The organism is Bradyrhizobium sp. USDA 3240, from assembly GCF_054063295.1.
The window spans coordinates 8661581-8678902 of sequence record NZ_JBSSGD010000002.1 but is presented as its reverse complement, the minus strand read 5'-3'; the positions used below and the strand labels follow the sequence as shown (position 1 = coordinate 8678902).

Here is a 17322-nt window from a genome sequence, read left to right as displayed (position 1 = left end):
GCGGACCCTTAGAGGTCCGCGGATGGCGCATGCATAGCAGTCCGGCCGAACGGCCGATACAGGAGGTGGCGGTATTCCGGTGAGGTCTATTCCGGGCGCGGCGGGATGGATCGGCGTGGCGGGGCGGCGGCGCGCGGCGGCAATTGGGTGCGCGGCGGCTCTGCCGCGCGCGATGGCTCGAGCACGCGGTTGAGCCGCACGATCCACCAGGCGAACCGGCCGTAGCTGCGGCGCGGCGCCGACCCAAATCCCTCGTCGATGTCCTGGTCCCGATCCATGCCGCTATCGTTAACGTCGATCCTTGAAGGAACGGTGTGACGCAATCGCCTGTTGCGCCGGCCGCCATTAGGAATTTGGCAACCATTGGCGCGCAGGCTGAAGGCTTCGGCGCCGGTAATTTCCCGGATTGCACAGGGCATACCCCGCGCCGCAGCATCGCCATCACGGCGCGACTCGCTTTTAATTGATCGAATTTTCCGCCGCGCCCGGCGACATAAGGACATTAGACGACGAGGGCTACGCCCATGCTTTCTGAAAAATTCTTTTTGGTTCTCGAGACATTGCTCAACGGCCAGACCCATTCCGACGGAAGCCCGCGTGTGGTGAGCACATCGCCCCACGTCCCGGTCAAGCTTCCGCAGGAAGGCCAGCCGAAACGCAAGCTCCCTCGCTAGGCTTCGCGCCGCGAGCCAGCCTGACTGATCGCCGCGACGCGCGGAGCCAATCCGCAGGCTCGCGCGCGTGATCCAGCTCATAGTCGGTGCAGGCGAGGCACGCTACACCACTCCCGCAACGAAGTGGTGGTGCCATGGACTGCAAGCCCGACAGCAAGACCGATTTCGGGAGCATCGCCGTCGCGATCTGCGTCGCCGCCTACACAGCGATCATGCTCGCCTATCTCGCCCAAGACGATCTCGGCCTAACCGCCGCGCAGACACGCCATCTTTCGATGATGGCCGCGCTGTTCCTCGCGCTGCCGATCGCGCTGGATTTCCTGCGCGCCGGCCCCGGCAACGCGCGCTGACGCTGATCTCCCCTGCCGTTCCCGCGCCCGCGCAACATAGCGCTAGGTGAAGCGACGCGAATCAGCGTTACTTTGCAACTGATCACTTCGTGGGATTTGGCTGCATGACCCAGCCCAGCGTCCTGGATCAGAAGATTTTGGATCAGAACATTCGCGAGCTGCAGGAATGGCTCCGCACTGCCTGGCAGCAGCTCGCGGATCCCTCGCTCACCGCCTTCTCCCGCCGCGAGCTGCGCAACCAGATGAAGCAATGCCACGCCGATCTGCGCGTGCAGCTGCAAGCCGCTTCCAAGCAGATGCTGAGTCAGCCGGCGGCAGCGGGCAAGACGTTCGTCAGACCTGAGCTTCGGATCCTCGCCTAGCCGCGTTTTCCGGCGGAACGGACTCCGGTCCAGGTGAAGGCGTCACAAGTGCCAGCGCGCCAAAATGCCGCGATCTCCTGCTGCATGCGCGCTATACACCCCCTCTGCTTGTGCAGGGATGCCCGACAAGGCACAGCAAAACGGCCCCGGTATGCCTATATAGGGCGTCGCAGAGCGGCCCATGCCGCCAAACCTCAGAGACTCCCGTGTTATATCTGGAACTTGCGATCGTGGCGGTCTTGATCGTCGTCAACGGTCTGTTGTCGATGTCGGAGCTCGCGATCGTCTCCTCCCGTCCGGCGCGCCTCGCGGCGCTGGTCGAGAAAGGCGTCAGCGGTTCGCGCCGCGCGCTCGCGCTGGCCTCCGATCCCGGAAAGTTCCTGTCTACCGTGCAGATCGGCATCACGCTGATCGGCGTGCTGTCGGGCGCGTTCTCGGGCGCGACGCTGGGCCAGCGCCTGTCGCAATGGCTGTTCGAGGTTGGCGTGCCGGCCAACGTCGCCGACGCCGCCGGTGTCGGCATTGTGGTCGGCGTGATCACCTATGCCTCGCTGATCGTCGGCGAACTTGTGCCGAAGCAAATCGCGCTGCGCGATCCCGAGGCGATCGCGGTGCGGGCGGCTCCGGCGATGACGGTGATGGCAAAATTGTCGCTGCCGGTGGTGTGGCTGCTCGACCGCTCCGGCAAATCGTTGCTGTGGCTATTGGGCCATCGCGAGGATGCGCAGGACCGCGTCAGCGAGGACGAGATCAAGACGCTGGTGGTGGAAGCCGAGAACGCCGGCGTGCTGGAGCCCGGCGAAAAGGAGATGATCGCCGGCGTGATGCGCCTTGGCGATCTGCCGGTCGGCGCGGTCATGACGCCGCGCCACGAGGTCAGCCTGATCGACCTCGCAGCGCCCGCGGCCGAGATCCTGGCGACGCTGCAGAAGAGCAGCCACTCGCGCTGTGTGGTGTTCGACGGCAACCGCGATCATGCGCTCGGCATCGTGCAGGCCAAGGACGTGCTGGACGTCTACCTCGCCGGCCAGACGCCCGACATCCGCGCGCTGACGCGCGATGCGCCGATCATTCCGGAGACCGTCGACGCCCGCGACGTGGTCGCGATCCTGCGCGACTCCGCGGTGCATATCGGCCTGGTGCACGACGAATACGGCACCTTCCAGGGCGTCGTCACCAGCGCCGACATCCTCGAGGCCATCGTCGGCGCCTTCCATACCGAGGAAGGCCCGGCCGAGCCCGCCTATGTCAGGCGCGACGACGGCTCCTATCTGATCTCGGGCTGGATGCCGGCGCTCGAATTCAGCGAACTGCTCGGCATCGTGCTGCCCTCGCCGCGGCCCTACCAGACCGCCGCCGGCTTCCTGCTGCATGCGTTCGGCGCGATCCCCGACACCGGTGCGAAAACCACGGCGCAGGGCTGGGACTTCGAGATCGTCGATCTCGACGGCCGGCGCATCGACAAGGTGCTGGCGAGCAAGCAGCCGGCGGCCTGAGGTTGCCAGCCGGCCGGCCTGTTGATAACGGGCAGGACAACGAAACAGGCGACCGCGGTGTGCTATCGGCATAGCGGCAGCCCAAGCAAATCCCGCGTAACCCCCACGGAATTGATCCCATGCGCCTCACCCTTGTCGGTTCCCGCCATTTCGGCGTGACGACCTTGAACATGCTGCGCGAGCACCACGTCACGCTGGTCAGGGTGGTCGTCCATGACGGCGAGGACCGGCTGGCGGCAGCGGCCAGGGCGGCCGGCATCGAGGTCGTGGTCCAGGCCGATCCCAAGCTGGTGACGGCCGCCGAGATCGCGCCGGGCACCGACCTGATCGTGACTGCCCACAGCCACGCCCGGGTCAGCAAGGAAGCCCTTGCCGTGGCCAAGCTTGGCGGCATCGGGTACCACCCGTCGTTGCTGCCGCGGCACCGCGGCATCGCAGCGGTCGAATGGACCATCAAGGAAGGCGATCCGATCGCCGGCGGCAGCATCTATCACCTCGCCGACCGCATGGACGCCGGCGCGATCGCCGCCCAGGACTGGGTTTTCGTCAAGAAGGGCGAAACGGCACGCGAATTGTGGGAGCGCGCGCTGGCGCCGCTCGGCCTGCGTCTGCTCGGCGAGGTCATCGACTACGGCAAGGTCAACGGCTCGCTGCCGGCCAAGCCCCAGGATGAGCAGTTTGCGACCAAGGCGCCTAACCTCAGCCCCGACAAGCACTAATCCGTAATTGCGGTACCAAAATACCAAAGATTCGAAAGAGTGCCCCAGATTCTCCGTTCCTGGTCTGGAACCGAATTCACCATGATGTGTTTGAGTTCACAGGAACATCTGGGGCTCTCGCGACGCAGCAAATTTTGAACACATTGTGACAGGATAAGCCGCGTCATCACACGAAATTACAGGGATTTGATTCATGCGTTCGATCCGCATTCGCGACCTGATTTTGGTCACATCGGTCGCCTCGGCTGCCGCCCTCACCGCTGCTCCCGCCTCCGCCCAGCAGCCCTATGACGGCCTCTGGAACGTCACCGTCGTCACCAAGACCGGTAGCTGCGAGCCGTCGTCCAGCTCCACCCTGACCGTTTCGGAAGGAAAGATCACCGCGCCCGGCGCGACGATCTCCGGCACCGTCGGCAGCGGGGGCCTTGTGCGAGTCTCAATCAATGGTGCATATGCGAACGGACAACTCAGTGGCAACTCCGGATCGGGGAAGTGGAATGGGGCATCAGCTGGCGTACCGTGCAGCGGCCGATGGGAAGCGTCCCGTCAGTAAGATCACCAGCGTATCGAATTTCTTCGCCATCGCGCGGCGGCCAGCATTTGCAGCCGCCGCGTTTTTCGTGACGGTATTGGGAAGCACCGCAGGCCATGCCCAGTCCAGCCCGTTCGCCGGCATGGCGGGCACCTGGTCGGGCGCCGGCTCGGTCACCCTCGACGACGGTTCCAGCGAGCGTATCCGCTGCCGTGCGACCTACCACGTCGGTGGGCCCAAGATGACCATGAGCCTTACCTGCGCCAGCGACGCCTACAAGTTCAATCTGGCGGCCGACGTGGAGGCCGAGGGTAGCGCGGTCACTGGCTCCTGGAGCGAGTCCAGCCGCAATGTCAGCGGCGATCTGCGTGGTCGCGGCGGCGGCGGCAACTTCCAGGTCGTCGCCAGCGCGCCCGGCTTCAACGCCGACATCTCGATGCGCACCGCCGGCAACAAGCAGTCCGTCACGATCCGGGCCGACAGCCAGTTCCGCGGCGCCAACATCACGCTGACGAAGTAACCGGCCTTCAGACAACAACGCCCCCGGGACCCAAATCTCGGGGGCGTTTTTCATCCGCCATGCGCTCGCTACGCAGTGCGTGGCTTGCCAAGGTTCTCGGCGGTCTGCTGGATGGTGCGGGCGATCAACAGCGCCTGATCCTTGGTGACCGCAAAGTCGTGCACGCCTTTGTCCGTCGTCATGGAGATCACCATGATATCCGGTTGTTGCTCCGGCCACCCGGTCGCGAACCCCGTGAGGAGCTCAGGCGCCTTTCGCATGTTGCTCTTGTTCATCGCTGAAGTTCCTATGCTGCGGGAATGAATGCCGTGACCTCGATTTCGACCTTGGCGCGCTGATCGACCAGCCCGTCGATGTAAAGCAGCGTGGACGGCGGGAAATTGCGCCCGAGCGTCTCCTTCCACGCCGCGCCGATACCGGCGCCCGCGGCCTCGTATTCGCTCCGGCTGGTCAGGTACCAGGTCAGGCGGACGATGTGCTCGGGACCGGCGCCGGCTTCATTCAACAGCTTGATGATCCGCTTCAGTGCCGTGCCGACCTGGGCAGCCATCTCGGGCGCGTACTCGCCCTTCTCGTCGCCGCCGGTCTGTCCAGCCAAGACAATCCATTTCCCCGGGGCATCGAACGCGACACCGTGCGAGAAGCCGCGGGGTTTCGACCACTCGGCCGGTTGCAAGACACGCATGGGCAGATCCTCCTGATATGATTAGTGGTGCCCTGCTTAGCAGAGATCACGCGGTTGGCGCACCACGCATCGGCAGAATTGCGCGTTGCAAATTCATAGCGGCTCGCCGATACCGGGAATCCCTCCTCATCGCATTCCGATCATGGATCGCACGCACTCAAAGACCCGCGCAGCACTGTGGATGTCCGGTTGGCTCGCGCTGATGCTGATCGTGGCGGTGGCAGGCCGCGAGGCGACGCGAGAGGTCAACGTCTTCCAGCTGATGGCCGTGCGCGGCGTGCTCGGCTTCGTGATGCTGTATCCGCTGATCCACATCAATGGCGGCTTTTCGATCGTGAAGACGGCACGCGTGCACGTCCACATCGCGCGCAACCTGATCCATTTCTGCGCGCAGCTTGGCTGGTTCTATGCGCTGACACTGATCCCGATCGGCCAAGTGGTCGCGATCGAGTTCACGATGCCGATCTGGACCGCGATCCTCGCGGCGGGCTTCCTCGGCGAACGCATGACATCCTGGAAGATCGTCGCGATCGTGCTTGGCATGGTCGGCGTCATCGTGATCGTGCGGCCGGCCACCGGTGCGATCAATCCGGGCCAGCTGATCGCGCTTGGCGCGGCCATGGGCTTCGGGGTCTCGATCGTCGTGGTCAAATCGCTGACGCGAACCGAGCAGGCGCTGACGATCATCTTCTGGATGCTGGTGGTGCAGTCGCTCGCCAGCATCGGGCCTGCGCTCTACGTCTGGACTTGGCCGCCGCTGTCCACCTGGGGCTGGCTTGCGGTGATCGCATTCTGCGGCACCTTCTCGCATTACTGCATGGCGCGCGCCCTGCTCCATGCCGATGCGACCGTCGTGATCCCGATGGATTTCGTTCGGGTGCCGCTCACCGCGATCGTCGGGTGGCTGATTTATGCCGAGCAGCTCGACGCCTACACAGTGCTTGGCGCCGCCATGATTCTGGCCGGCAACCTCCTGAACCTGAAGCCGGGCGGAAAGGTCGCGGCGCGCGCAAGCTGACGCTGGCGCGCCGTCCGGCGCCGCCGGACCTAAGAGGGGCTCAGCGAACTTCGGCTGGCCGGATCAACCATGTTCGGAAGAACGCGAGCGCGTCGGCGTCGAACTGCGTGTGGAACGCGACGCGGTCGAAGCCCGGCGCATCCACGCAGAGTTCGGGCCGCGACTTGAGCAGCGCCGGTGGACAGGGCGGCAAGAATGAGAAATGCCAGGAGTTCGGAACTATGCGATAGTCGTGCCTGGCCGGAAGGTTGGCGTCCACGGCGGCCACATCGCGGGGAAACACGCCGTCGCCGCCATACTCCGAGGCCCACAATTGTACCGGCACCTTAACCGCCGAGAGACTTTCCGCGCTGAAGGCGACGGCGAGCGGATCGGCGATGACGGCGGCCTTGATCCGCGGGTCGTGCGCCAGAGGCTGCGCAGGATATTCCTTTCGCAAAATCTGCGCGCAAGCGTGGCTCGCCGAATGCTGGCAGACGGCATTGGCTTTGGTCCAATCCGGATTGGCGCCGACCGCCACCAGGCCAGTGTAGCCGCCCCGCGAGAAGCCTAGCAATCCGATCCGTTCGCGATCGACGGCTGCGCTCAACGGTGATGTGACCAGCATGAAATCGATCAGGCGCTTGATGTCTTGCGGTCGCTCGACATAGACGGACATGTCGTCCGAGCGGCTCAGATCGAAGGAGTTGTCGCCGGGATGGCTGATAGCGGCAACAATGAAGCCGGCATCGGCGAGTGCTTCACTGGTGTCGTGATGCCCCGCGAAATTGCCGCCCCTGCCGTGCGAGACGACGACCAGCGGCAGCTTGCCGTCGGGCAGCGGACAATCCTTCACGCCTGGTAAGGTCATCGTGCCGAGATGCACCTCTCCCGGCGGTTCGGTGCAGGGAGACCAGATCGCGCCGTGAATGGTCGGGCCATCGGCATCAGTGGGAATGTCGAACGAGCGCAGGCCGGCTGCCTGTGTCAGCGTTGCTGTGAGGCAGAAGCCGATGGCGGAAAGCAATCTGCAAAAATGGTTGGAAGCGCGCATCGAATTCTCCTCCCTCTGTCCGAGCCTGCTTGACGGCAAAAGAGCCTACGGCACCTGCTTGATCTCGCCTGAACCCGACACGTGCGAATTGATCCGCGCCACGGTGCCGTGCAGTTTCACGACAGCACTGCCGGAGATCGAGATATCGGCATCCTGGCGCGGTGCGAGATCAACGTTGCCGCTGCCGTGGATTTGCGCGCTGGCTCGTTCGGCGATCAGACCGCCGAGATTGGCGCGGCTGGAGCCGGCGGACTCGAGTGACACCTCGTGGGCCGTTCCGTTGGCAGTGACGACGCTGCTGCCGTGCATGATGATGCGCAGCACGTCCTGCCTGATATCGGCAAGCTTGAGATCCGCGCTGCCCGTCATCTTCGCGCTGGTCTTTTGTGCGACGAGCCGGCCGAAGTCGGCTCGGCCGGAGCCAGCGGCATCGAGCGTTACCTCCTTGGCTTCGCCGCTTGCCGTCACAGTGCCGCTGCCGTGCACGGTGACGCGCAATACATCCTGCTTGAGATCGGAGAGGTTGAGTTCGCTCGAGCCGTTCAGCGTCCACGCCGTGACTGCGGGGCCGGAGAGCTGGACGACGAGATCGCTTGCCGGAAAGCAGTCAACCAGGCGGTCCCACTCCACCGTGTCCCATTCCAGCGTGCCGTCGTGCAGGCGCACATGGCCGACCAGGTCGGCGTCGCCGGTGACGCTGGCCTGTGGCTTGGGTCCAGGCTGATAGTGCACCTGTGCCGGAATCTTGATCTTGACGACATCGCTGCCCGCCCAGTCGAGATCGACGGTGCGGCGCTCGCCCGCGCCGATCGTTTTCGCCGATGCGCAGCTTCGCAGCGTGCCGGCCCATGATCGGTAGTCGCCATTCACCCAGTCCGTTGCCGTGGTCAGAACCGTGACGATCGCGCACGCCGACGCAATGCTCAGCGACACCACTGCGATCCCTAAAAGACGCCTGCGCATGACGTACCTCCTACTCGTTAAGTCGGGTCCTGTTCCGGCTTGAGCAGCCGGTAGTGCAGCCGGGCGTAATTCCCGAGCATCTTCACCGCGCCGTCGAGCGCCAGCAGCAGCAGTGCGCCGCCGCCGACGCTGCCGGTGATCAGCCCGATGCCGGCCACCGCGCGCAGCAGCATCGCGGCGGCCGAGGCAAAGTGCCCGACCTTCACGAGGCTCAGCAGCAATCCGATCCCGACGATGCCGAGCGCGAAGAGGACGAGGCCGATCACCAGCATGACCAGGGTCACGGCAAACAGCAGCGGCAGCAGGAACAGAATATCGACAGTGGCCAATCCTCCGAGCGCGAGCAGAGCGGTGGCGGAGTTGCCCCAGACTGCGGTGATTTTCCCAGTGACGCAGCCCGGTCTCGGCGCGCAGTTCGCGCGCCAACCGCCTGGGGTCACCGAGCGCCGCCGCCACCTCGGCCTCGCTTCGCCCGGAGGCCTCGGCTTCATCGAAATAGGACCTGTAGTCGGCGAGGATATCGTCGATCTCCCGCGCTGGAAGTCCGGCGAGCCCGTCCTTGAGAATGGTCAAGAAGGCGACGCGGTTCATTCAGCGTTCTCCCAGCAGCTGGTTGACGGCATCTGTGAACGTCCGCCACTCGCGCTTCTGCTCTGCGAAGGCAGCGCGGCCGGCTGGGGTGAGCCGGTAATATTTGCGCGGCGGACCGCTGTTCGATTCGGCAAGGCGCGTCTCGACCAGCCCGTCGTCCTGCATGCGCCGCATGAGGGGATAGATCGTTCCCTCTCCCATGCCGACGCCGGCCGCGAGCGCGCTGGCGATCTCGTAGGCATAGCTTTCACCGCGCGCCAACAGCGCCAGCACGCACAATTCGAGCGCGCCTTTCTTGAGCTGGACTTGGTTCTGCTCGGTCATGGCAATCCGCGCGGTAGGACCGTTCAGAGAGCATATATTACAAGGTACCTCTTATTGCAAGGTACATGTTTATGGAAGGTAGTGCCTCGGCAATCGCAAGCACGGCGTCTGAGGGTGGCGAGCGTCCGGATCTAGCCCATCGCGCGATTTATCGTCGCTGCAAACCGCGAGCGCGATCGATACACAATAGACTTCGGCATGCGTATCGGCGGATTTCCGCGCGGGACATCGATGGATGCGGGCAAAGGCTTCTGCCTTCAAGTGGGCGTCCCGGGGATCTTCCGGGGCCCCTCATCTTGCTACTTCCCGGCGGCCTTGCGCAACGCCGCGTTGATGCGGTCCTGCCAGCCAGGGCCGCCCTCCTGGAAATATGCCAGCACGTCCTGATCGATCCGCAGCGTGATCTGCTCCCGGACGCCGGGGACCGGGACGGCCGCAGTCTTTGGCAGTGCATCCGCAACCTTGGTTGTGGCCCGTTTGAACGCCGCCTCGGCTTCGCTACGGGCATCGTTCAGGGTTCGCGGTCGTCTCGGCTGGTCGGCCATGTCCTAGATTCCTTCAAACAGCACCGTCGAGAGATAGCGCTCCGAGAATGACGGCACAATCGCCAGGATGGTCTTGCCCGCAGCCTCCGGCCGCTTGCCGATCTGCAAGGCGGCCGCGATCGCCGCCCCTGACGAGATGCCGCCGGGAATTCCTTCGTTGCGCGCCAGCGCGCGCGCGGTCTCGATCGCGGTGGCGCTGTTGACCTTGACGATCTCGTCGATCACCGAGCGGTCGAGGATGTCAGGGATGAAGCCCGCGCCGATGCCCTGAATCTTGTGCGGCGTATGCTGGCCGCCCGACAGCACCGGGCTCTCCTCCGGCTCCACCGCGACGACGCGCAAGGACGGCTTGCGCGGCTTCAGCACCTGCCCGACGCCGGTGATGGTACCGCCGGTGCCGACGCCGGCGACGAAATAGTCGATGTTGCCGCCGGTGTCGTTCCAGATCTCTTCCGCCGTGGTGCGGCGATGGATTTCGGGATTGGCGAGGTTCTTGAACTGCTGCGGCATGACCGCGTTGGGGGTCGTGCGCACGAGTTCTTCCGCGGTCGCGATCGAGCCCTTCATGCCCTGCGCCGCCGGCGTCAGCACGATCTCGGCGCCGAGGAAGGCGAGCATCCGCCGCCGCTCGATCGACATCGACTCCGGCATCACGAGCTTCAGCCGATAGCCGCGCGACGCCGCGACATAGGCAAGCGCAATCCCGGTGTTGCCCGAGGTCGGTTCGATCAGCACGGTGTCGGCGTTGATGATGCCGGCCTTCTCCATCGCCACGATCATCGCCGCGCCGATGCGATCCTTCACGCTGGCCGCCGGGTTGAAGTATTCCAGCTTGGCAAGGATCGTGGCGTTGACGCCGCTTGCCTGCGGCAGTCTGCGCAGCCGCACGATCGGCGTCGAGCCGATCGCATCGACGATGGAGTCAAAGACGCGGCCGCGTCCGGGTTGCACTGCACTCGTTGTCGACGGCGCGTCCATCAAGCGGCTCCTGCTGCGGGATATGCTGGAAATAAGCGGTCTTCTCTCATTAGAAGCAGCGCATCATGACGCGCAAGTGAGAAACCGCCGAGGTGCAAATTCGTTGCATCGCAAAAACTAGAACCTGCGCAAATAACGTAAAACCTACGCATTTGTGTTGCGACAAGGTCAAACAAGTGCGTCTATATACTTTCGTCAGGTGAAGCTCAGAACGTAAAGGGAGACGCGCATGCCGGCACTTGCTGAAGTTCTGTCGACCGTAGCGTCCAGGCCCGATCCGCGCGGCAGCGATTTGCCGACCTGCCCCGTGTGTGCTGACTCCATGGTAGCGGCGGAAGCGTCCGCGTACCTGTTCGACAATTTAATCAGCTATCTCTGGACCTGCGACAATTGCGGTTACGGGTTCGTGACCAAGCACACGGTGAAACCGATCGTGTGCAACTGATCACTTAAGCTCACCTCGGAGCGATGTCACCGCGCGCCCAACCGGCGCGCGTTTTCGTTTTGAAATCCTCGAAAGTGCCGTTTGCCACCGCGTCGCGGATGCCCTGCATCAGCTCCTGGTAATAGGCGACGTTGATTTCGGACAGCAGCATTGCCCCAAGTGTCTCGCCGGCACGCACCAGATGGTGCAGATAGGCGCGCGAAGTGTTGCACGCGGCAGGCCACGAACTCTCCTCATCGAGCGGACGCGGATCGTCGATGTGCCGCGCGTTGCGCAGGTTGATCTGCCCGAACCGGGTGAACGCCATGCCGTGGCGCCCATTCCGTGTCGGCATCACACAGTCGAACATGTCGACGCCGCGCGCCACCGCCTCCAGAATGTCTTCGGGCGTGCCGACGCCCATCAGATAGCGCGGCCGATCGGACGGCAGCGCCGGCGCGGTCTCCTCGATCATCGACAGCATCACCGCCTGCGGCTCGCCGACCGCCAGCCCGCCGATCGCGTAGCCGTGAAAGCCGATATCGGTCAGCCCGCGCGCGCTGGTGTGGCGCAGATCGGGGATGTCGCCGCCCTGGACGATGCCGAACAGCATGTAGCCGTCCGGCGCGCTCTCGAAGGCACGCTTGGAGCGTTCGGCCCAGCGCAGCGACAGCTGCATTGCGCGCTCGATGTCGGCGCGTTCGGCCGGCAGCCGCACGCACTCGTCCATCTGCATCGCGATGTCGGAGCCGAGCAGCCGTTGCACCTCGATCGAGCGCTCCGGCGACAGTTCGACCTTGGCGCCGTCGATATGCGAGCGGAAGGTCACGGCCTTCTCGGTCACTTTGCGCAGCTCGGAGAGCGACATCACCTGGAAGCCGCCGGAATCCGTCAGCATCGGGCCGCCCCAGCCGGTAAAGCGCTGCAGGCCTCCAAGCCCTGCGATCCGCTCGGCGCCCGGCCGCAGCATCAGGTGATAGGTATTGCCGAGCACGATATCGGCGCCGGCATCGCGCACCTCGCGCCAATGCATGCCCTTCATCGCCCCGGCGGTACCGACCGGCATGAATGCGGGCGTTCGGACGACGCCATGCGGCGTCGTGAGGCGCCCGGTGCGGGCGGCGCCGTCAGTTGCCAGCAACTCGAAATGATTGGGAAGAGTCATGCGGCTGCTTATTGCGTGTCGCCGATGCCCGATCAACCCGTCGGGTAACGGTCTTCGCGCGACTTCGTGAACGCCAACGGCCGGACCGATGCTTGCCCCGGAACAGTCCTTCCGTTAAACAAAACGATACCGTATCGTTTTATGTCGAGAATAAGGCAGCGGATCTTCCCGCCCGTGAATGCAATCCGCGCGAAAACCTGACTGGCCGAGATGTTCCCATCCTCCAGCGCCCGGCCTGACGGCGTCCGCCATCGGATGACACCCGCTCATGCAATCCGGCAAGCGGTGCTGCTGTGCGGGCTCGCCATCGCGCTGGCGGCCTGCAGCTCGCTGCCGCGCATGCCTTACACGGCTGCCGACGCCGCCAATTCGCGGGTGCTCGATCTCGACGGGCTGCGCCGCTACGCCGACGAGCCGGCGTCCAAATTCCGGCTCGAGAAGAACACCGTTGCCCCGATCAAGACCTATCTCGCCCTCTCCGGCGGCGGCGCCGACGGCGCATATGGCGTCGGTGTCCTCAACGGCTGGACCGCGGCCGGCAACCGCCCGAGCTTTTCGGTCGTCTCCGGCGTCAGCACCGGCGGACTGATCGCGCCCTTTGCATTCCTCGGCCCGCGCTACGACGACACGCTGAGGGAGGTATACACGTCAGGTATCGCTGAAAGCCTGCTGCAGGACCCGAGCCTGATGCGGGTGCTGTTCGGCTCCGGCCTGTTCGGCAACAAGCGGCTGCGCGAGCTGGTGGCGCGTTACGTCGGCCAGGACATCCTGAGCGAGGTGGCGCGCGAAAACGCCAAGGGCCGGAAGCTCCTGATCGTCACCACCGATCTCGACACCCAGCGCACGGTGATCTGGGACATGGGACGGATCGCCGCCGTCGGAACGCCCGAGGCGCTCCAGCTGTTTCGCGACGTGATGGCGGCCTCCGCCAGCATCCCGCTGGTGTTTCCGCCGATCATGATCGACGCCGAGGGCCAGGGCCGCCGCTTCCAGGAGATGCATGTCGACGGCGGCGTGACCGCGCCGGTCCTGACGCTGCCGGACGCATTGCTGTTCCGCGAGCGTGCCTGGCCCGCCAATGGCCACATGAACATCTACATCCTCGTCAACAAGAAGCTCGAGGGCAATTTCGAGCTGGTGTCGAACTCGACGATCGACGTCGCCTCGCGCAGCATTTCCGCGATCACCCAGGCGCAGACGCGCTCGGTCATTCTCTCGACATATGATTTCGCCCGCCGCAATCGGCTCGGCTTCCATCTGTCCTACATCGAGCGCGACTATCCGGCGCCGGAAACCCAGGGCTTCGACACCGCCTATATGCGCGCGCTCTACCAGCACGGCTACGAGAAGGCCGCCGCGGGGCAGGCCTGGACCGCGACGCCGCCCTAAAGCGAGCCAGCTCCCGGTACCGCCGAATGGACGAATCCGCATCGCGCGGGTTATAGACCGGACAGACCCGTCCGAACGCACAACGAGATGAATGGGCAATGGGATTGACGGCAACCAAGGCCAAGGCGGCCAAGCGCGGCGTGATCAAGTCACGCGGCGGCCGGCCGACCCGGGATGCTGCGATCGAGCGCGACCAGCGGCTGATCGAGGTCGCCACGCGCCTGTTCCTCGAGCGCGGCTTCGATGCGACGTCGATCGACGCCGTGGCCGAGGCTGCCCGCGTCAGCAAGCCGACCGTCTACGGACAGTACGGCGACAAACGCGGCCTGTTCACCGCAGTGCTCCGGCGCGAGATCGCCCGCTGGCTTGCTCCGCTCGCCGCCGCGGCGGCCGAAGCGCAGGCCGGCGGCAGCTGCGATGGTTCGGTCGAGGAACGGCTGATCGAGCTCGGACGCCAGCTGCTGGTGCTGAACTGCAGCGCCGACTCGATCGCCTTCAGCCGGATCCTGACCGCGCAGGCGATCAATTTTCCCGAGGTCGCCAAGCTTGCCGTCGACGAAGGCTGGTCGAAAGCGGTGTCGACCACGGCGGATTTCTTCGACCATCTGGTCGACAACGGCGCCCTCGACCTCGAGGACACGACGATCGCGGCCGAGACCTTCCTCAACATGGTGGTCGGCCACACCCACCGGATGGCGACATTCGGGATTGTAATCGACATGAAGGCCGCCGTGACGCGGATGGAAGTCTCGATCCGGCTGTTCCTTGCCGGTGCCGTGGGACCGCGGGACCGGCTGCGCGACGCCGCCAAAGCGCGACGCCGGCCGGCGCGCTGACCGTTTTTAGGGGATCGTTTCGTCGTCTTACACGTTGCCGTGATGAACCTTGAATAAACAGAACGAAACCGTATTGTTTAGTTGCAAAGAGACGCCGAACCCAGATCGCCCCCCAAAGGGTTCTGCGTCGCCTTGTAACTTCGACCGTCACGACGGAGCTGCCGCCATCGCTCCGCCTGAACGTTCGGCGTCCGACCTCTGACTAACAAGGGTCGGCCGCATCTTTCTCGACCCGCCCCGTCGCGCTGCGAACGCGGGTCATGCGCGTGCACATATTCGATACAGGTTCGACGATGAGGACAGGACGATTGCACGCACTGAGGCATTTGGCATTGGGAACGCGGCTGCTTGCAACCGCGCTGCTGGCCCTGCCCTTCGCGTCGCCGGCCCATGCGATCTCGAGTTCGGCTGCCGCCGCGCTCTCCCCGCAGGACAGTGACAGCGCGCTCGACGTGCATGCGGTTCGCCGCGAGCTCGACAGCTTCCAGTCCGCCCAGATCTCGCTGCGCAAGGCGATGGCGATTGCGGAAGCGTTGCACTCAGGCTCGATCACCGCCGACATCAGCTTCGACGGCGCATCGGACCCCGCGGTCTACCGGGTCAAGACCATGCAGCAGAACCGGATCTGGCAGCACGCGATCGACGCCTCGACCGGCCAGGTGATCGGCGGCGAGCCGCCTTCGCCGCTGGCCTCCCTCGGTGCCGAAGACCGCGACAACCTTGTCGTGCTCAGGGCGCTCCGGCATCGCCTCGCCGATGCGGTGCGTGTCGCCGAGCATACGACCTCGGGCAAGGCGATCAGCGGCGGCTTGATGCGCGAACGCGGCAAGCTCAATTTCGTCATCGTGGTGCTGACGGGCAGCGATCTGAAAGAGGTGATCCTCGAGCCGCCCGGCGCGCGCAGGCGCTGAGCGCGGCGCGGGCGCTGCCCGGTTCTCCCTTGCCAAGTTTTCGCCCAAAAGCCGTTGACGGACGCCGATCTCTGCCGCATAAGTCCGCATCATGATCACCGCGACCAAACGCACGACCAAAACCACCAAGCCCTCTGGGGCCTCGGGAGGCGTGCGCGCGTAGTCGGTCGTACAGCATCATCTCTACCCGAAGCCCCGCCTGATGAAGGTCCGGGGCTTTTTTTTGTTGCCTGCGTCATGCTCAAACTCGAATGGAGGACAAAGTGAGTAACGATCCCGTCGTCGCGATTGTCGGCGTCACCGGCGCAGTCGGCGCCGAATTCATCGCCACCATGGACAAGCGCGGCTTCCGCGTCGGCAAGCTGAAGGCGCTGGCGAGCGCCCGCTCGGCCGGCAAGACCGTCAGCTTCCGCGGCAAGCCGGTCGTGATCGAGGAGCTGACCGAGCGCGCTTTCGAGGGCGTCGACATCGCGCTGTTCTCGGCCGGCAGCGGCATCTCGAAGAAGTTCGCGCCTGTTGCCGTGAAGTCGGGCGCCGTCGTGGTCGACAATTCGTCGGCCTTCCGGATGGATCCGAACGTGCCGCTGGTGATCCCCGAGATCAACGCCAACCGCATCCGCGACCACAAGGGCATCATCGCCAACCCGAACTGCGCCGCCATCACCGCGCTGGTGCCGCTGTGGCCGATCCACCAGAAGAACCGCATCAAGCGCGTGATCATCTCGACCTACCAGGCCGCGAGCGGCGCGGGAGCAGCCGCGATGGAGGAGCTCGTCGAATCCACCCGCGCCAATCTCAACGGACAGGTCTACACCCCGAAGGTAATGCCGCACCCCTACGCCTTCAACCTGTTCAACCACAACACGGCGATCGATCCGGAGACCGGCTACAATGACGAAGAGACCAAGGTCATCAAGGAGACCCACAAGATCTTCGAGGACGACAAGATCGCGGTCGGCGTCACCTGCGTGCGGGTGCCGGTGCTGCGCGCGCATTGCGAGGCGATTACCTTCGAATGCGAGAGGCCGATCACCGAGGACCAGGTGCGCGCGATCATGGCACAGGCGCCGGGCGTCAAGATCGTCGACGATCGCGCGAAGAACTACTTCCCGATGCCGATCGACGCCTCCGGCCAGGACGACGTGCTGGTCGGCCGCATCCGCAAGGATCTCAGCGATCCCAGCGGGCACTCGATCTCGATGTTCGTCGCGGCCGATCAGCTGCTCAAGGGCGCTGCATTGAACGCGGTGCAGATCGCTGAGTTATTGCCCGAACGCGCAGTGGCGTGATGTGATGAACTGCGCAGGGTGGGCAAAGCGTAGCCCACCCCGCGATCCGCCGCATCGTTCGGCGACAGACAGAGCAGGACGTATCATGCCAAGCACTCGGATCACGACCGGCATCTGGGCCCGCGGCATCGAGACCAAGGTGATTGAAGCCGTCCAGGACGCCCTGCTGCGGCGCTGAAAATCCCTGACTACGACCGCGATGTCGTGCTCGACCTCTATGACGACGCCGCCCGGATCGTGCCCACCGGCCGATCGGAGCGCTACACACGGATCGAGATTTTGCTGTTTTCCGGACGATCGCTGACGGCCAAGAAAGCGCTCTACAGTGCGGTGGTGGCGAACCTCTCCGCCCTCGGGGTGCCCGCCAATGAGATCAAGACCGTTCTGATCGAGGTTCCATCCGACAATTGGGGTTTACGCGGAGGTTTGCCCGCGTCCGAAATTGACCTCGGGTTCAAGGTTGACGTCTGACGGGCATGCCCGGTGAAACTCGCTCAAGTCACACCATCGGGCGAGCT

General features: G+C 64.6%; 23 protein-coding genes and 1 pseudogene. 13 read left to right on the top strand and 11 right to left on the bottom strand.

What is annotated here, in order from left to right:
* Positions 1–86 precede the first annotated feature (86 nt).
* Entirely contained in the window at positions 87–278 is a 192-nt protein-coding gene (locus tag ACVIGA_RS41470) for a hypothetical protein (RefSeq protein ID WP_456670554.1), read from the bottom strand.
* Between the two features lie 530 nt (positions 279–808).
* On the opposite strand from ACVIGA_RS41470, the gene ACVIGA_RS41465 reads away from it, so the two are divergent.
* The 6 genes from ACVIGA_RS41465 (at position 809) to ACVIGA_RS41440 (ending at position 4653) form a co-directional block, all read left to right on the top strand.
* Positions 809–1024: a hypothetical protein gene (locus tag ACVIGA_RS41465; protein WP_456670553.1), complete on the top strand. Its 216-nt coding sequence runs from the start codon at positions 809–811 to the stop codon at positions 1022–1024.
* 104 nt (positions 1025–1128) lie between these two features.
* Positions 1129–1386 carry a hypothetical protein gene (locus ACVIGA_RS41460; protein ID WP_375780969.1) on the top strand — a complete coding sequence of 86 codons (258 nt, stop codon included), beginning with the start codon at positions 1129–1131 and terminating at the stop codon, positions 1384–1386.
* A 206-nt stretch (positions 1387–1592) separates the two neighbouring features.
* On the top strand, positions 1593–2882 hold the full coding sequence (locus tag ACVIGA_RS41455) for a hemolysin family protein (protein WP_223975163.1): 1290 nt from the start codon (positions 1593–1595) through the stop codon (positions 2880–2882).
* A gap of 119 nt (positions 2883–3001) precedes the next feature.
* The gene (locus ACVIGA_RS41450; RefSeq protein WP_375780967.1) at positions 3002–3601 is read left to right on the top strand and encodes a formyltransferase family protein; all 600 of its coding nucleotides are present in this window, start codon (positions 3002–3004) and stop codon (positions 3599–3601) included.
* Between the two features lie 193 nt (positions 3602–3794).
* Positions 3795–4154 carry a hypothetical protein gene (locus ACVIGA_RS41445; RefSeq protein WP_244549451.1) on the top strand — a complete coding sequence of 120 codons (360 nt, stop codon included), beginning with the start codon at positions 3795–3797 and terminating at the stop codon, positions 4152–4154.
* On the top strand, positions 4099–4653 hold the full coding sequence (locus ACVIGA_RS41440; protein ID WP_456670552.1) for a hypothetical protein: 555 nt from the start codon (positions 4099–4101) through the stop codon (positions 4651–4653). Before ACVIGA_RS41445 ends, ACVIGA_RS41440 begins: the two co-directional genes overlap by 56 nt.
* A gap of 68 nt (positions 4654–4721) precedes the next feature.
* Here ACVIGA_RS41440 and ACVIGA_RS41435 read toward each other — a convergent pair whose 3' ends face one another.
* Positions 4722–4928 (bottom strand): hypothetical protein, encoded by a 207-nt coding sequence (locus ACVIGA_RS41435; protein WP_223975171.1) that lies wholly within the window; start codon positions 4926–4928, stop codon positions 4722–4724.
* 11 nt (positions 4929–4939) lie between these two features.
* Complete coding sequence (locus ACVIGA_RS41430) at positions 4940–5338, bottom strand: RidA family protein (protein ID WP_106317130.1); 399 nt, start codon at positions 5336–5338, stop codon at positions 4940–4942.
* A gap of 142 nt (positions 5339–5480) precedes the next feature.
* On the opposite strand from ACVIGA_RS41430, the gene ACVIGA_RS41425 reads away from it, so the two are divergent.
* Positions 5481–6356, top strand: coding sequence for a DMT family transporter (locus ACVIGA_RS41425; RefSeq protein ID WP_456670551.1), 876 nt, complete (start codon positions 5481–5483; stop codon positions 6354–6356).
* Positions 6357–6396: 40 nt separating this feature from the next.
* On the opposite strand, the gene ACVIGA_RS41420 is transcribed toward ACVIGA_RS41425, so the two are convergent.
* From ACVIGA_RS41420 to cysK, 7 genes and pseudogenes are all read right to left on the bottom strand, one after another.
* The gene (locus tag ACVIGA_RS41420; protein WP_456670550.1) at positions 6397–7389 is read right to left on the bottom strand and encodes an alpha/beta hydrolase family protein; all 993 of its coding nucleotides are present in this window, start codon (positions 7387–7389) and stop codon (positions 6397–6399) included.
* A 45-nt stretch (positions 7390–7434) separates the two neighbouring features.
* Positions 7435–8352, bottom strand: a complete 918-nt coding sequence (locus tag ACVIGA_RS41415; RefSeq protein WP_456670996.1) for a GIN domain-containing protein — start codon at positions 8350–8352, stop codon at positions 7435–7437.
* Positions 8353–8369: 17 nt separating this feature from the next.
* On the bottom strand, positions 8370–8681 hold the full coding sequence (locus tag ACVIGA_RS41410; protein WP_456671021.1) for a hypothetical protein: 312 nt from the start codon (positions 8679–8681) through the stop codon (positions 8370–8372).
* 145 nt (positions 8682–8826) lie between these two features.
* Positions 8827–8943, bottom strand: a pseudogene (locus ACVIGA_RS41405) (HAAS signaling domain-containing protein); the annotation flags it as partial.
* Positions 8944–9267: a PadR family transcriptional regulator gene (locus ACVIGA_RS41400; RefSeq protein WP_456670549.1), complete on the bottom strand. Its 324-nt coding sequence runs from the start codon at positions 9265–9267 to the stop codon at positions 8944–8946.
* Positions 9268–9566: 299 nt separating this feature from the next.
* On the bottom strand, positions 9567–9812 hold the full coding sequence (locus ACVIGA_RS41395) for a BrnA antitoxin family protein (protein ID WP_456670548.1): 246 nt from the start codon (positions 9810–9812) through the stop codon (positions 9567–9569).
* Positions 9813–9815: 3 nt separating this feature from the next.
* Positions 9816–10790, bottom strand: a complete 975-nt coding sequence (cysK, locus tag ACVIGA_RS41390) for a cysteine synthase A (RefSeq protein WP_375780966.1) — start codon at positions 10788–10790, stop codon at positions 9816–9818.
* A 229-nt stretch (positions 10791–11019) separates the two neighbouring features.
* Between cysK and ACVIGA_RS41385 the strand changes: the two genes are divergently transcribed.
* Positions 11020–11235, top strand: coding sequence for a hypothetical protein (locus ACVIGA_RS41385; protein WP_223975179.1), 216 nt, complete (start codon positions 11020–11022; stop codon positions 11233–11235).
* Positions 11236–11245: 10 nt separating this feature from the next.
* Here the strand turns inward: ACVIGA_RS41385 and tgt are convergent, their stop codons facing one another.
* Positions 11246–12379, bottom strand: a complete 1134-nt coding sequence (tgt, locus tag ACVIGA_RS41380; protein ID WP_456670547.1) for a tRNA guanosine(34) transglycosylase Tgt — start codon at positions 12377–12379, stop codon at positions 11246–11248.
* A gap of 255 nt (positions 12380–12634) precedes the next feature.
* Between tgt and ACVIGA_RS41375 the strand changes: the two genes are divergently transcribed.
* The 5 genes from ACVIGA_RS41375 to ACVIGA_RS41355 all read left to right on the top strand — a co-directional run bounded on the left by ACVIGA_RS41375 (position 12635) and on the right by ACVIGA_RS41355 (position 17275).
* Positions 12635–13768, top strand: a complete 1134-nt coding sequence (locus tag ACVIGA_RS41375) for a patatin-like phospholipase family protein (RefSeq protein ID WP_456670546.1) — start codon at positions 12635–12637, stop codon at positions 13766–13768.
* A gap of 98 nt (positions 13769–13866) precedes the next feature.
* On the top strand, positions 13867–14604 hold the full coding sequence (locus ACVIGA_RS41370) for a TetR/AcrR family transcriptional regulator (RefSeq protein ID WP_456670545.1): 738 nt from the start codon (positions 13867–13869) through the stop codon (positions 14602–14604).
* A gap of 308 nt (positions 14605–14912) precedes the next feature.
* A complete protein-coding gene (locus ACVIGA_RS41365; protein WP_456670544.1) occupies positions 14913–15515 on the top strand; it encodes a PepSY domain-containing protein in 603 nt (200 codons plus the stop codon).
* Between the two features lie 251 nt (positions 15516–15766).
* A complete protein-coding gene (locus ACVIGA_RS41360) occupies positions 15767–16804 on the top strand; it encodes an aspartate-semialdehyde dehydrogenase (protein WP_456670543.1) in 1038 nt (345 codons plus the stop codon).
* A gap of 204 nt (positions 16805–17008) precedes the next feature.
* Positions 17009–17275, top strand: coding sequence for a tautomerase family protein (locus tag ACVIGA_RS41355; RefSeq protein WP_456670542.1), 267 nt, complete (start codon positions 17009–17011; stop codon positions 17273–17275).
* Positions 17276–17322: the final 47 nt, after the last annotated feature.